Origin of the sequence: Micromonospora pisi (assembly GCF_003633685.1) — a bacterium.
In the GTDB taxonomy this organism is placed as follows: Bacteria; Actinomycetota; Actinomycetes; order Mycobacteriales; family Micromonosporaceae; genus Micromonospora_G; species Micromonospora_G pisi.
In genome coordinates this window covers 2,471,992-2,484,944 of the sequence record NZ_RBKT01000001.1, presented here as the reverse complement: position 1 = coordinate 2,484,944, position 12,953 = coordinate 2,471,992, and the positions used below count along the sequence as shown (strand labels likewise).

Annotated in this window: 14 protein-coding genes; 9 read left to right on the top strand and 5 right to left on the bottom strand. The window is 71.1% G+C overall.

The features are described 5' to 3' along the window. The first annotated feature begins 25 nt into the window (after nt 1–25). Nucleotides 26–1,000, top strand: coding sequence for a DNA polymerase III subunit delta (holA, locus tag BDK92_RS10025; RefSeq protein WP_121156467.1), 975 nt, complete (start codon nt 26–28; stop codon nt 998–1,000). Continuing rightward, nucleotides 997–1,941 (top strand): hypothetical protein, encoded by a 945-nt coding sequence (locus tag BDK92_RS41120; protein WP_121156466.1) that lies wholly within the window; start codon nt 997–999, stop codon nt 1,939–1,941. Before holA ends, BDK92_RS41120 begins: the two co-directional genes overlap by 4 nt. Nucleotides 1,942–2,021: 80 nt before the next feature. Here the strand turns inward: BDK92_RS41120 and rpsT are convergent, their stop codons facing one another. Both rpsT and BDK92_RS10010 read right to left on the bottom strand, forming a co-directional pair. Next, on the bottom strand, nt 2,022–2,291 hold the full coding sequence (gene rpsT / locus BDK92_RS10015; protein WP_121156465.1) for a 30S ribosomal protein S20: 270 nt from the start codon (nt 2,289–2,291) through the stop codon (nt 2,022–2,024). A gap of 145 nt (nt 2,292–2,436) precedes the next feature. After that, complete coding sequence (locus tag BDK92_RS10010; protein ID WP_121156464.1) at nt 2,437–3,423, bottom strand: phosphotransferase; 987 nt, start codon at nt 3,421–3,423, stop codon at nt 2,437–2,439. 106 nt (nt 3,424–3,529) lie between these two features. On the opposite strand from BDK92_RS10010, the gene BDK92_RS10005 reads away from it, so the two are divergent. The 5 genes from BDK92_RS10005 (at nt 3,530) to BDK92_RS09985 (ending at nt 7,838) form a co-directional block, all read left to right on the top strand. Beyond that, a complete protein-coding gene (locus tag BDK92_RS10005) occupies nt 3,530–4,063 on the top strand; it encodes a DUF4240 domain-containing protein (RefSeq protein ID WP_121156463.1) in 534 nt (177 codons plus the stop codon). A 237-nt stretch (nt 4,064–4,300) separates the two neighbouring features. Further along, nucleotides 4,301–6,196, top strand: coding sequence for a translation elongation factor 4 (lepA, locus tag BDK92_RS10000; protein WP_121156462.1), 1,896 nt, complete (start codon nt 4,301–4,303; stop codon nt 6,194–6,196). Further along, complete coding sequence (locus BDK92_RS09995; RefSeq protein WP_121156461.1) at nt 6,193–6,723, top strand: NUDIX domain-containing protein; 531 nt, start codon at nt 6,193–6,195, stop codon at nt 6,721–6,723. Before lepA ends, BDK92_RS09995 begins: the two co-directional genes overlap by 4 nt. Nucleotides 6,724–6,804: 81 nt before the next feature. Next, a complete protein-coding gene (locus BDK92_RS09990) occupies nt 6,805–7,086 on the top strand; it encodes a GlsB/YeaQ/YmgE family stress response membrane protein (protein ID WP_121156460.1) in 282 nt (93 codons plus the stop codon). A 107-nt stretch (nt 7,087–7,193) separates the two neighbouring features. Then, nucleotides 7,194–7,838 carry an MOSC domain-containing protein gene (locus BDK92_RS09985; protein WP_121156459.1) on the top strand — a complete coding sequence of 215 codons (645 nt, stop codon included), beginning with the start codon at nt 7,194–7,196 and terminating at the stop codon, nt 7,836–7,838. 18 nt (nt 7,839–7,856) lie between these two features. On the opposite strand, the gene BDK92_RS09980 is transcribed toward BDK92_RS09985, so the two are convergent. Next, nucleotides 7,857–8,717, bottom strand: coding sequence for a hypothetical protein (locus tag BDK92_RS09980; protein ID WP_121161909.1), 861 nt, complete (start codon nt 8,715–8,717; stop codon nt 7,857–7,859). A gap of 186 nt (nt 8,718–8,903) precedes the next feature. Then, complete coding sequence (locus BDK92_RS09975) at nt 8,904–9,689, bottom strand: enoyl-CoA hydratase family protein (RefSeq protein WP_121156458.1); 786 nt, start codon at nt 9,687–9,689, stop codon at nt 8,904–8,906. Nucleotides 9,690–9,706: 17 nt separating this feature from the next. On the opposite strand from BDK92_RS09975, the gene hemW reads away from it, so the two are divergent. Next, on the top strand, nt 9,707–10,930 hold the full coding sequence (gene hemW, locus BDK92_RS09970) for a radical SAM family heme chaperone HemW (RefSeq protein ID WP_121156457.1): 1,224 nt from the start codon (nt 9,707–9,709) through the stop codon (nt 10,928–10,930). Between the two features lie 67 nt (nt 10,931–10,997). On the opposite strand, the gene BDK92_RS09965 is transcribed toward hemW, so the two are convergent. After that, entirely contained in the window at nt 10,998–11,645 is a 648-nt protein-coding gene (locus tag BDK92_RS09965; RefSeq protein WP_121156456.1) for a DUF4870 domain-containing protein, read from the bottom strand. A gap of 252 nt (nt 11,646–11,897) precedes the next feature. Between BDK92_RS09965 and hrcA the strand changes: the two genes are divergently transcribed. Further along, complete coding sequence (gene hrcA / locus BDK92_RS09960; RefSeq protein ID WP_121156455.1) at nt 11,898–12,920, top strand: heat-inducible transcriptional repressor HrcA; 1,023 nt, start codon at nt 11,898–11,900, stop codon at nt 12,918–12,920. The last annotated feature ends 33 nt before the right edge of the window (nt 12,921–12,953 follow it).

Below are 12,953 nucleotides of genomic sequence, written 5' to 3'. Positions count from 1 at the left end.
GCACCCAACGTGCGACGATGACGACGTGACCCCTGTTAGCCTCCCCCCGGTAACGCTCGTCCTCGGCGATGAGGAACTACTCGTCACCCGGGCGCTCTCCGGGGCCGCCGAATCGGCTCGGGCGATCGAACCCGACGCCGACGTCCGCGAGTACGAGGCCGGTTCGGTCAACCCCGGCGAACTCGCCGAGATGCTCAGCCCCTCCCTCTTCGGCGGTCGCCGGGTGATCCTCCTACGTGGTGGCCAGGACGCCCGCAAGGACCTGGTCGCCACCCTGCTGGCGTACGTGAAGAATCCCGACCCGGACGTCCACCTGGTGGTGGCGCACGCTGGCGGCGCCAAGGGCAAGGCCTTCGCCGACGGACTCCGTACCGCCGGAGCGACGGTTATCCCGGCGGCCAAGCTCAAGGGAGACCGGGAGCGGATCGCCTTCGTCCGCGACGAGTTCAAGCGCGCCGGTGGCCGCGCCACCGACGACGCGGCGGCTGCCCTGGTCGCCGCGGTCGGCAACGACCTGCGCGAACTCGCCTCCGCCTGCGCGCAGTTGATCGCCGACACCGACGGGCGGATCGGCGCCGACACGGTCGCCCGCTACTACAAGGGCCGGGCCGAGGTGAGCGGCTTCACCGTCGCCGACGCCGCCATGGTCGGTGACGTACCCGGTGCCCTGGAGGCGCTGCGCTGGGCGCTGCACGTCGGCGTCGACCCGGTGCCGATCGCCGACGCCCTCGCCGACGGCGTACGGACCGTCGCCCGGGTGAGTTCCGCCGGGCGGGGCAGCGCGTACCAGCTCGCGAGCACGCTCGGCATGCCCGCCTGGAAGATCGAACGGGCCCAGCGACAGGGTCGTGGCTGGACCCCGGAAGGGCTGGTGGACGCCATGCAGGCGGCGGCCGAGTGCAACGCCGCGGTCAAGGGCGGCGCGGACGACCGGGGGTACGCGCTGGAACGGGCGGTCTTCGCGGTCGCCGCCGCCCGTACCGGAGGTGGTACGCGATGAGCGGGTCGTCCCGTCTCCGGCTACCCGGACAGATACGTGCCATCCGGCGGGCCCGGGTGGCCCAGGACGTCAGCTACCCCAACCTGTCGGAATCGCCCGACGTGGCCGTTCCGGTGGTGGTCGGCGACATCGCGGCGAGTTACCCGGGTCTGGTCGCGGAGGTCTGCGCCGACCTCGACGGGGCGTCGCGCGCGGAACACCCCACCGTACGGGTCTACCCCCGGCTGCTCGAGCCGGTCGTTGAGAGCACCGTTGCCGACGACGAACGGGTCCGCCCGCTCTACTCCCGGGTGCTCCGGCTGCACCACGTCGACCCAGGTGGCCTGCTCTGCTTCCTCTTCTTCGAGGGCACCGTCGCGCTGGGCCTGCTGCTCGCCCTCGCCGAACTGGTCAACTGGTGGGGCGTACTGGTCCTGCCGATGACGGTCGCGGTCATGGTCAAGATGAATGACCTGGTGGCCGCGGCGGTGGTCCGGTCCGCCGCCCGGGTGCCCGACCTCGAACAGGAACGGTTCCGCCGGGAGATGCTGCCGGCGGTCGGCCGGGCCAGGGTGCCCGAGGAGTGGAAGATCAGCCCGGACACCCAGGGCGGCCCGCCCGGTGCCGGGTCCGCCGGCCACGAGCAGCGGCGGGTCACTGGTACGGCGGGCGCGTCCCGGTCCGTGCCGGGCGACCCCCGGGTCGGTACTGCCGCTGCGGCCGAGGCCCTGCCGACGGCGGCGAGGGTGGTGCTGGGACGGGCGGCGGCGAACCGGCTCCGGGCCAACTCCGGCCACGCCGGCACCCGTCGTACCCCGATCGGGCGACCGGCCAACGCCCAGCCGGCGGCGGGGGAGCGGACCGAGCAGCAGTGGCAGGGCCAGCAGACCGGCCGGTGGTCCGAGCAGCCGGACGCCGCACAGCGGCGGGCGAGCCAGTCCGGCACCCGGCACTACGAGTAGCGCCCGACACTCCGGACCAACGACAGCTACGCCCCGAGCCGAAGCTCAGGGCGTAACTGGTGAAGTCTGGGTCGGAACCGTCAGGCGGCGGTGGCCGACTGCAGGCGCTTGGCGATGGCCGACTTGCGGTTCGCCGCCTGGTTCTGGTGGATGACGCCCTTGCTGACCGCCTTGTCCAGCTTGCGCGAGGCGTCCCGCATCAGCGCGGTGGCCTGCTCGGTGTCACCGGCAACGGTCGCCTCGTTGAACTTGCGGATGGCGGTCTTCAGCGACGACTTGACCGACTTGTTACGCAGCCGGCGCTTTTCGTTCTGCCGGTTGCGCTTGATCTGGGACTTAATGTTCGCCACGCGACAGCCTCGTCTTGATAGCTCGGGTTGGTCAGCTTGATGCACGGGCGACGATCGGCGGGAGCCCCTAGGGCGCCAACACACAGTGACATCGCCACACGCGAAAAGTCAGGTTACCAGGTCGGCCGGGTGAGGCCAAAACCGGTCACCGCCAGCCGCGGCGAGCGGCCAGCCAGGCCAGCGCCGTCTCACCGCTCCAGCGCTGGTGCGCCCGCAGGTGCGGGGAGTCCGCCACCGGCTCCGCGGTGGCCCGGACGAGCCAGTAACCGGCGAGCGAGGCGAGGGCCGCGTCCAGTCCGTCGGCCGGGGCGTCCCGGGCGGCCGGATGCGCGGCGAAGACACGGTCGGCGTCGAGCCCGCTGGCGTACACGGTGACGAGCAGGCCCGCCAGGTCGAACCAGGCGGGGCCGAAGCAGAGCCAGTTCCAGTCGCAGATCCACGCGCTCCCGGCCCGGTCGACGAGGACGTTGTCCAGTCGCAGGTCGCAGTGGATCAGGCCGGTGCCGAGGGCGTACCCCGGCATCAGCCCCTCCAGGGCGGCCAGCTCGGGTATCCGGTCACGCAGGCTGGCCGGCATCCCCGGCGGGACCGGCTCCTGCCCGTCGACGATCTCGCGCCACCAGGAGAGGTCCGACCGGAGCAGGTCGGCGAGCTGGGGCAGGCCCAGCGCGACCAGTTCGGCCGGGGGCTCCCGCAGCGCCTGCGCCACCCGCGCGTACGCGGCCAGGGTGGCGGTCAGGTCGGCCGGGTGCCACGGCAGGGCGGGTGTACGGCCGTCGACGGCGTCCAGGCAGATGACGAAGTAACCGGCGGCGGTGAGGGCCCACCGGGGGCGGGCGACCGGTAGGTCGGGCGGGAGCGCGGCGATGATCGCGATCTCCCGGGCGTACCAGTCGCTGAGGTGCCGCTGGTCGGTCAGGGAGGCGGCCTTCACGAAGACCCGGTCACCGGCGGTGGTGTGGAGCACGCCGGTGAAGCCGCTGGTGAAGCCGCCGCCGGCGGTGGTCGCCCAGCTCACCGTCGACCCCAGTCGGGCACTGATCGCGGCACGCAGCTCGGCCGGCAGGTCGGCCCAGTCCGGTCGGACGGCGGTCGCACCGTACGGCACCAGCGGCAACGGGCTCGCGGACATCTCCCCATCCTGCCCCAACGTGGTCCACCGGTGCCGCTGCCGCCGTACGGTCGACGCGGCGAGGGGTGGTGGGGGCGGACCCGGCGGTCTGCCAGACTGCCGGGACATGAGGACCGACGAGTTCTGGGCACTGATCGACGAGGCGCGTACCGGTGCCGACGGTGACAGCGGAGCGATCATGGAACGGCTGGTCGCCCTGCTGGCCGCCCGCGACGTGACCGAGATCGAGGGCTTCGACCAGCACCTGTGGCGGGTGCTCGCCGCCTCCTACCGGGCGGACCTCTGGGGCGCGGCCTACCTGATCAACGGCGGCTGCTCCGATGACGGCTTCGAGTATTTCCGCTGCTGGTTGCTGCTCCAGGGCCGGGCGACCTTTGCCCAGGCGGTCAAGGACCCGGACTCGCTGGCCGGGCTCCCGGCGATCCGTCAGGCGGCGGTCACCGGTGCGGAGTTCGAGGCCGGGGAGGTCCTGCACCTCGCCCGCAACGCCTACCGGAAGGCCACCGCGAGCGAGATGCCGGAGCAGGAGCACGCCGCCTACCCGAAGCTGGACGAGTTCTGGGACTTCGACGACGAGGAGTCCGCCCGGCGGCAGCTGCCCCGGCTGGCTGCGCTCTTTGTCGAACCACCGGCCGAGTAGCCCGCCGCCGCCCGGCTCCACCTCGCCAGCCGGGTGGGCGTTCCGCCCGGAGTGAACGGATGGGCTGCGGCGGGGTTCCCCGAGGGCATGGGATCATAGAGAGTGGTCGGCGCCGCGTCGGCCGTCGCGTACCGCCCACCGGCCGTCGCGTACCGCCGACCAGTTCCGATCCAGCCCGAATCAGCGCAGCGGCTTGCCGGCCCGACCGGCTCGCCCGCCCGATTAGAACGGACCGCCGTGCCACCGACGCCCGACCCCGGCGCGAACACTCCTGGTGCCACCGACCCCGGTCGGATCAGGAACTTCGGCATCATCGCCCACATCGACCACGGGAAGTCGACCCTGGCCGACCGGATGTTGCAGCTCACCGGCGTGGTCGACCCACGGCAGATGCGGGCGCAGTACCTGGACCGGATGGATATCGAGCGCGAGCGCGGCATCACCATCAAGAGCCAGGCGGTCCGGATGCCGTGGACCGTACGCGAGGGCGAGCAGCAGGGCGAGCAGGCCGTGCTCAACATGATCGACACCCCGGGCCACGTGGACTTCACCTACGAGGTCTCCCGGTCGCTGGCCGCCTGTGAGGGCGCGGTGCTGCTGGTCGACGCGGCTCAGGGGATCGAGGCGCAGACGCTGGCGAACCTCTACCTGGCGATGGAGAACAACCTCACCATCATCCCGGTGCTGAACAAGATCGACCTGCCGGCCGCCCAGCCGGACAAGTACGCCGAGGAGTTGGCGCACCTGATCGGGTGCGAGCCGAGTGACTGCATCCGGGTTTCCGGCAAGACCGGCGACGGGGTGCCGTACCTGCTCGACGAGATCGTGCGGCAGTTCAAGCCGCCGGTCGGCGACGCCGACGCCCCGGCCCGCGCGATGATCTTCGACTCGGTGTACGACGTCTACCGGGGCGTGGTCACCTACGTCCGGGTGATCGACGGCCGGATCGAGGCCCGCGAGCGGATCAAGATGATGTCGACCGGCGCCGTACACGAGCTGCTGGAGATCGGGGTCATCTCGCCGGAGATGGAGAAGCACGGCGCGCTCGGCGTCGGCGAGGTGGGTTACCTGATCACCGGGGTGAAGGACGTACGTCAGTCCCGCGTCGGTGACACCGTGACCCTCAACTCCCGGCCGGCCCGGGAGGCGCTCGGTGGTTACAAGGACCCGAGGCCGATGGTCTACTCGGGTCTCTACCCGATCGACGGCTCCGACTACCCCAACCTCCGGGACGCGCTGGACAAGCTGAAGTTGAACGACGCCGCGCTCGACTACGAGCCGGAGACCTCCGGTGCGCTCGGCTTCGGCTTCCGCTGTGGCTTCCTCGGCCTGCTCCACCTGGAGATCATCCGGGAGCGGCTGGAACGCGAGTACAACCTCGACCTGATCTCCACCGCGCCGAACGTGGTCTACCGGGCGAAGCTGGAGGACGGCAGCGAGATCACGGTCACCAACCCGAGCGAGTACCCGAGCGGCAAGGTCGCCGAGGTGTACGAGCCGGTGGTGCGGGCGACCGTGCTGACCCCGAACGACTTCGTCGGCGCGGTGATGGAGCTCTGCCAGGGGCGCCGGGGCACCCTGCTCGGCATGGACTACCTCTCCGCCGACCGGGTGGAGCTGCGTTACACGCTTCCCCTCGCCGAGATCATCTTCGACTTCTTCGACCAGCTCAAGAGCCGTACCAAGGGCTACGCGTCGCTTGACTACGAGCCCTCCGGTGAGCAGCAGTCCGACCTGGTCAAGGTGGACATCCTGCTGCACGGTGAGCCGGTCGACGCGTTCAGCGCGATCGTGCACAAGGACAAGGCGTACAACTACGGCGTCAGCATCGCCGCGAAGCTGCAGAAGCTGATCCCCCGGCAGCAGTTCGAGGTGCCGATCCAGGCCGCGATCGGCAACCGGGTCATCGCCCGGGAGACGATCCGGGCGATCCGCAAGGACGTGCTCGCCAAGTGCTACGGCGGTGACATCACCCGTAAGCGCAAGCTGCTGGAGAAGCAGAAGGAGGGCAAGAAGCGGATGAAGATGGTGGGCCGGGTCGAGGTTCCCCAGGAGGCGTTCATCGCCGCGCTCTCCTCCGACGAGTCGTCCGGCGACGGCAAGGGCGGCAAGGCGGCCGGCGGCAAGAAGTGAAACCACGGACGTACGGGCCGGACGCCTCGTTCTGCCCGCGCTGCGGGGCGCCGCTGGCCGGCGCCCCGCCCACGGTCTGCGGCTCCTGCGGGTACGCCCTCTTTGTCAACGCCCGCCCGACCGCCAGTCTGATCCTGCTCGACGGTGACCCGGTCACGCCCCGGTTCCTGGCCCTGCGCCGGGCCGCCGAGCCCCGGTCCGGGCTCTGGGAGACACCGGGCGGCTTCTGCGACGGCTGGGAGCATCCCGAGGTCGCGGCGGTCCGGGAGGGGCGTGAGGAACTCGGGGTCGAGGTGACGCTCGGCGCCTTCGTCGGCATGTACGTCGGCGGCTACGACTACCAGGGCGAGACGCTGCCCGTACTGGACATCTTCTACCTGGCCACGATCGGAGCCGACGACAAGATCCGGCTCGACCCGGCGGAGTCGTCCGGCATGACCTGGTTCCCGCTGGCGGATCCGCCCCCTTTGGCCTTCGAAACGATGGATGCGGCCGTTCGGGCGGCGGCGCGACAACTCGGGCTCTGAGTCGGTTTGAATTTTCCGGCGGTCGGGCACTATCCGGTCACCACACGACAAGGTGTGACCGATCCGAGTAGGAGACGACCGATGACTGTTCTCGGTATCATCACCGCCCTTATTGTTGGCCTCATCGTCGGTGCGCTCGGCCGCCTGGTCGTGCCGGGCCGGCAGAACATCCCGATGTGGCTGCACATGCTGATCGGCGTCGGCGCCGCGCTCCTCGGTACGGTGATCGCCCGGGCCGCGGGCATCGCCACCGAGACCGCCGGCATCGACTGGCGTGAGCTGCTGGTCCAGGTGGTTGTCGCGGCGATCGCGGTGGCCATCGTGGCCGGTGTCGGCGGCCGCCGCAGTGTCAGCCGCTACTGATCCCCGCACCGACCTCCCGTACGCACGGCTGGGGCGCCCGACCGATCCGGTCCGGCGCCCCTGCCGTGTGCGTCTGCCGTAACCGGTGGCGCCGTAGGCTGTCGTCCATGACGGGGAGAGTGGCATCCGTGAACCTGGCCGTCGTGACCGTGGCCCCCTGGGCCGGGGATCCGAGCGGACGCAGCGGGATCGACAAGCGCCCGGCACCGGGTCGGGTGGGGCTGCACGCACAGGGGGTGACCGGCGACTTCGTCGCCGAGACCTCGGTCCACGGTGGCCCGGACAAGGCGGTCTACTCGTATGCCCGGGAGGACGCCGCCTGGTGGTCGGAGGAACTGGGGCGGGAGATCCCACCGGGCGGGTTCGGTGAGAACCTCTCCACCGAGGGGGTCGACGTCACCGGTGCGGTGATCGGCGAGCGTTGGGAGGTCGGCGGCGCGCTGCTCGAGGTGAGCCAGCCCCGTACGCCCTGTCGGACCTTCGCCGGCTTCTGGGACGTACGGGACCTGATCAAACGGTTCACCGCCCGAGCCTTTCCGGGGGCGTACCTGCGGGTGCTCCGTGACGGCGAGGTCGGCGCGGGTGACCTGGTGACGGTGGTGCACCGGCCGGCGCACGGGGTCACCATCGGCGAGGTGTTCCGGGCCTTCAACACCAGTCCGGAGCTGTTGCCGCGCCTGCTCGACGTGCCGGAACTCCCCGGCCGCGTGCGCGAACGGGTGCTACGTCGGACCGCCGGTGTCTCCGGCTGACGGTACGCCCCGACCGGGTCACCCCTCGGCGTAGACCTCGGCGACGACCAGGGCCGAGTTGGCCGAACCGTTCTCGACCAGGGTCCACGACCCGTCGTCGGCGGTCCACTCCAGATTCTCGAAGCTGACCCGCTTCACGCCGTTGTCCCGGGCGTGTGAGACCAGCCAGTGGGCGTAGCGCCAGCCGGTCTGGAGATTGGCTGCCGGCACCGCCAGGCCGGTCAGCTCGGCCGGCACGGTGGTCTGCAACTTGCCCCAGTCCAGGTTCAGCCCGTCGGTCAGGGCGGCGGCTGCGGCGGCACCGCGCAGCAGCGGTTCGGTGCCGACGGTGCAGGCGACCGCACCGGTCGCGTTCCCGAGCAGCGCCCGGGTGAGTACGGCTGACTCGTCGGCCCACTTCTCGTACGCCTCCGGGAACGCGGAGCGCTGCACCCGCTGGGCGGCGTCGGTGACCCGCATCGCCTCCCAGCCCTTCACCTTCTTCAGCGCGGCGTAGAACTTCTTAGCCGCGTAGCGCGGGTCCCGGATCTCCTCCGGGGTGCCCCAGCCCTGGCTGGGGCGTTGCTGGAACAGTCCGATCGAGTCACGGTCGCCGCCGGCCAGGTTCTCCAACCTGGACTCCTGGAAGGCCGTTGCCAGGGCGACCACCACAGCCTGCTCCGGCATCTTCCGCTGGACCCCGATCGCCGCGATCGTGGCCGCGTTCGCCATCTGCTCCGGGTTCAGGTTGACCTGGCCGTCGGCCTGGACGGTGCAGCCCTGGACCGTCGGCAGCGGCAGCTTGCCGACGATCTCGCGTGAGCCGAGGTAGACCCCGAAGGCGGCGACCGCCGCCAGCGCCACGCCAGCGGCCACCATCGCTCGAGTCCGCACCCGCACCCCCCGCTTGTCGACCGGCCCGGCCCGGCCCGCCGTCCGGACCGGCCCCACGGGCCGCCGGTCGGCGGAACAGGCCTAGCGTACGTGCCGGGTCCGTACCCACCACCAGCCTTGTTCTTGCGGTAAACCTGTGCTCACCAGTTTTTTACGTGATCTGTACCGGCGTCGAATGCCGTTCCGCGCTGCTCAGGCTCCGGGTACCCAACGAGCCGGCCGTTTCTCGCGGAACGCCAGGATTCCCTCCCGCCCTTCCTCGGAGAGGAAGTAACCGGTCGAGATGGCGCCCAGTTCGGCCACGTCCGCCCGGAGGTCCGTCCCGGCGGGTCGGCGCAGCAGTTCCTTCGTCCCGGCCAGGGCAGCGGGAGCGCCCCGGACCAGGGCCGCGCAGTACGCGGCCACGGTCTGGTCCAGCGCGTCGGCCGGCACCGCCCGGCTGACCAGCCCGATCCGTTCGGCCCGGTCGCCGTCGAAGGTCTCCCCGGTCAGGTAGAGCTCGGCGGCGGCTCGGGGCTGCAACCGGGGCAGTACGGTCGCCGAGATCACCGCCGGGATCACCCCGATCCGTACCTCGGTGAAGGCGAAGGTGGCGTCCGACGTACAGACGGCGATGTCGGCGGCGGCGATCAACCCCAGGCCGCCGGCGCGGGCCGGACCGGCGACCCGGGCCAGTACCGGCTTCGGACACTCGCAGATGGCGGTGAGCACCTCGCCGAGCCTGCCGGCCGGTACGGAGCCGCTGGCGTACGCCGCCGCGGTCTCCTTGAGGTCGGCGCCGGAGCAGAAGACCGGCCCGGTGTGGGTCAGGACCACCGCCCGTACGGTGTCGTCCGTCACAGCCTCGGCGAGCGCGGCGAGGAGCTGGTTCATCAGCGGCGTGGAGAGCGCGTTGCGGTTGTGCGGGCTGTCCAGGGTGAGCGTGGTCACCCCGGACGCCGTCGACACCCGGACGAGCGTGTCAGGGGCTGAGGTCATGCCGGCACACTAGTCGCATGCCCGGTCTGCTCCCCGAAGGTGAACCCGTACCCGTCGACGGTTCGCTGCCCCGTACCTCCCTTGCCGCCGTCGGCGCCCGAGGCTTCGGGGTGTACGTGCACGTGCCGTTCTGCGCCAGCCGGTGCGGGTACTGCGACTTCAACACCTACACGGCCACGGAGCTCGGTGGCGGGGGCGCTCGGGACGGTTACGCCGACTCGGTCCTGGCGGAGCTGGCGCTGGCCGGCCGGGTGCTGGGGGAGCGGCCGCCGGCCCGGGTCGACACGGTGTTTGTCGGTGGTGGCACCCCGACCCTGCTCCCCGCCGACGAGCTGGCCCGGATCCTGGACGGAATCGACCGGACCTGGGGGCTCGCCGCCGACGCGGAGGTCACCACCGAGGCGAACCCGGAGTCGGTGACGCCGGAGTCGTTGAAGACACTCCGGGCCGCCGGGTACACCCGGATCTCGCTGGGGATGCAGTCGGCCGCCCCGGGTGTGCTCGCGCTGCTGGACCGCAGGCACACCCCGGGACGGGCGGTCCAGGCGGCGTTGGAGGCGCGTGACGCCGGGTTTGACCACGTCAACCTGGACCTGATCTACGGCACGCCGGGGGAGAGCGCCGAGGACTTCGCCGCCTCGCTGGCGGCGGTGACGGAGGCGGGGGTCGACCACGTCAGCGCGTACGCCCTGATCGTGGAGGACGGCACCCGGCTCGCCGGCCGGATGCGGCGCGGGGAGCTGCCGTACCCCAGTGACGACGTGGCGGCGGACCGCTACCTGGCCGCTGAGGCCGCCCTCGGCGCGGCTGGTTTCTCCTGGTACGAGGTTTCCAACTGGTCCCGGACGGCGGCCGGCCGGTGCCGGCACAACCTGCTCTACTGGACCGGCGGTGACTGGTGGGGCCTCGGTCCGGGGGCGCACAGCCATGTCGGCGGCGTGCGCTGGTGGAACGTCAAACACCCCAGCGCGTACGCGGCCCGGCTGGCCGCCGGTGAGTCTCCGGGCCACGCCCGGGAAGTGCTCACCGGGGACGATCGGCACATGGAGGACGTGATGTTGCGGCTGCGGTTGGCGTCCGGCCTGCCGTTGACCGGGCTGGACGACCCGGGGCGGGCCGGGGCGGCGCGGGCGCTGGCCGACGGGCTGCTGGACCCGGGGGAGTACGCCGACGGCCGGGCGGTGCTGACCCTGCGCGGCCGACTGCTCGCCGACGCGGTGGTACGCGACCTGCTGCCGTAGCCGACGGGTCGGATGACGGTACGGGGTCGGGTGGTCGGGCCCGACCCCGTTACCGGGCTCGTGGTCGTTACTTGATCATGTTCGGCGACATCGGGTACTTGTAGTACTCCCCGTTGGTCGCCTTGACTCCGGCGATGATCCCGAAGATCGTTCCGAGCGCCCAGGCGCCGAGGACGCCGATGATGCCGATCCCGATGCAGAGGAAGATGTACCCGACCACACCGATGATCGACCAGAGCACCTGGAAGTTCAGTGCGGTCACCGAGTGCGCCCGTACGGTCGGGGAGGTGTTCCCCTTGGCCAGGAGCGCGACCAGCGGGGCGATCCAACCGGCCACGCCGCCGCTGATGAAGGCGCCCGCGGCACCGCCGAAGTGGGCGACGAGAGCCCAGGTCTTCTCTTCGCTGTTGGCGAAGCCGGCCGGGGCCGGGCCGCCGTAGTAGCCACCCGGCGGGGGGTAGCCACCGCCGGCCGGGGGATAACCACCCGGCGGGTAACCACCGGGGGGCGGGTAACCACCGGGCGGCGGGTAGCCGCCACCGGAGGTGGGGGGCGGCGTGCCGTACTGCGGCGCGGCCGGGGGCGGGGCGTAACCCGGAGGTGGAGCCTCGCCGGGACTCGAGTACGAGCCGGGGGATGTGAACGGAGTGGTCGGCGGTTCCGGCTGGTTGCCGCCGGGGCCGTTGTCTCCGGGCGGGCGAGGTGGTTCAGTCATGGGGTCACGGTAGGGGCACCGACCAAACGACGCCACCGACCAGCGGTGACTTTCTCTGGACAATTGCCGACTGAAGCTGCTATGCCGACAGAGAGTCAGTTATCGTCCAGCAATCATTCAAGATCTTCGGCTCGACGCGAGGTTGATCATCGCAACCGGCCGGACCCACGTCGTAGACTGGCACTCGTTACAGTCGAGTGCCAGACTGGTGGGCCGGGTGCTGCCCGGACCCGGGTCGTAGGGAGGTGGAGAATGGGTCTCGACGACCGGAAGCTCGACGTCCTGCGCGCGATCGTGGAGGACTACGTCTCCACCCAGGAGCCCGTCGGCAGCAAAGCCCTCGTCGAACGGCACCAGCTCGGCGTCTCGCCGGCCACCGTCCGCAACGACATGGCCGTGCTCGAGGAAGAGGGCTACCTCCGGCAGCCGCACACCAGCGCGGGCCGGGTCCCCACCGACCGTGGCTACCGACTCTTCGTCGACCGCCTCTCCCGGGTCAAGCCACTCACCCCGGCCGAGCGTCGGGCCATCGAACGCTTCCTGGCCGGCGCGGTCGACCTCGACGACGTCGTGCACCGCACCGTACGCCTGCTCGCCCAGCTCACCCGGCAGGTCGCCGTGGTCCAGTACCCGAGCCTGGCCCGCTCCTCCGTACGACACCTGGAGCTGGTGCCGATCTCCACCACCCGGCTCATGTTCGTCATGATCGCCGACACCGGCCGGGTCGAACAGCGCCTGGTCGAGATGCCCGCGCCACTGCTCGCCGACGACGTCACCGACCTTCGCCGGCTGGTCAACGAGAAGCTCGTCGGCAGCCGCCTCTCCGAAACCCCACCGCTGGTTCAGGCGTTGGTTGACGAGGTGACCCCGGAACTGCGCCCGGCCATGGCGACACTCGCGACAGTGCTGCTGGAAACCCTCGTCGAACGGCACGAGGAACGGATCGCGCTCGCCGGGACCGCCAACCTGACCCGTGGCGGCCTGCTCGACTTCCAGGGCTCGCTGCGGCCGATCCTCGAAGCGCTGGAGGAGGAAGTCATCCTGCTCAAGCTCTTCGGCGAGGTCGAACCCAGTACGCTGCGCATTCGGATCGGCGACGAGAATGAGATCGACAACCTGCGGGCCGCCTCGGTCGTGAGCACCGGGTACGGCACCGGCAACACCATCCTCGGCGGGCTCGGAGTGCTCGGGCCGACCCGGATGGACTACCCCGGCACCATCGCGACCGTACGCGCCGTGGCCCGGTACGTGGGCGACCTACTGGCGCAGAACTGATGGTGCCGGTGCGGCGGGCAGCGCGGCGCGGAA

What these genes read in the sequence shown, in the direction of transcription:
- BDK92_RS41120 (WP_121156466.1), top strand. Translation starts at nt 997, where the DNA reads ATGAGCGGGTCGTCCCGTCTCCGGCTACCCGGACAGATACGTGCCATC.
- BDK92_RS10010 (WP_121156464.1), bottom strand. Translation starts at nt 3,423, where the DNA reads ATGTCCGCGAGCCCGTTGCCGCTGGTGCCGTACGGTGCGACCGCCGTC.
- BDK92_RS10005 (WP_121156463.1), top strand. Translation starts at nt 3,530, where the DNA reads ATGAGGACCGACGAGTTCTGGGCACTGATCGACGAGGCGCGTACCGGT.
- BDK92_RS09990 (WP_121156460.1), top strand. Translation starts at nt 6,805, where the DNA reads ATGACTGTTCTCGGTATCATCACCGCCCTTATTGTTGGCCTCATCGTC.
- BDK92_RS09985 (WP_121156459.1), top strand. Translation starts at nt 7,194, where the DNA reads ATGACGGGGAGAGTGGCATCCGTGAACCTGGCCGTCGTGACCGTGGCC.
- BDK92_RS09975 (WP_121156458.1), bottom strand. Translation starts at nt 9,689, where the DNA reads ATGACCTCAGCCCCTGACACGCTCGTCCGGGTGTCGACGGCGTCCGGG.
- hemW (WP_121156457.1), top strand. Translation starts at nt 9,707, where the DNA reads ATGCCCGGTCTGCTCCCCGAAGGTGAACCCGTACCCGTCGACGGTTCG.
- BDK92_RS09965 (WP_121156456.1), bottom strand. Translation starts at nt 11,645, where the DNA reads ATGACTGAACCACCTCGCCCGCCCGGAGACAACGGCCCCGGCGGCAAC.
- hrcA (WP_121156455.1), top strand. Translation starts at nt 11,898, where the DNA reads ATGGGTCTCGACGACCGGAAGCTCGACGTCCTGCGCGCGATCGTGGAG.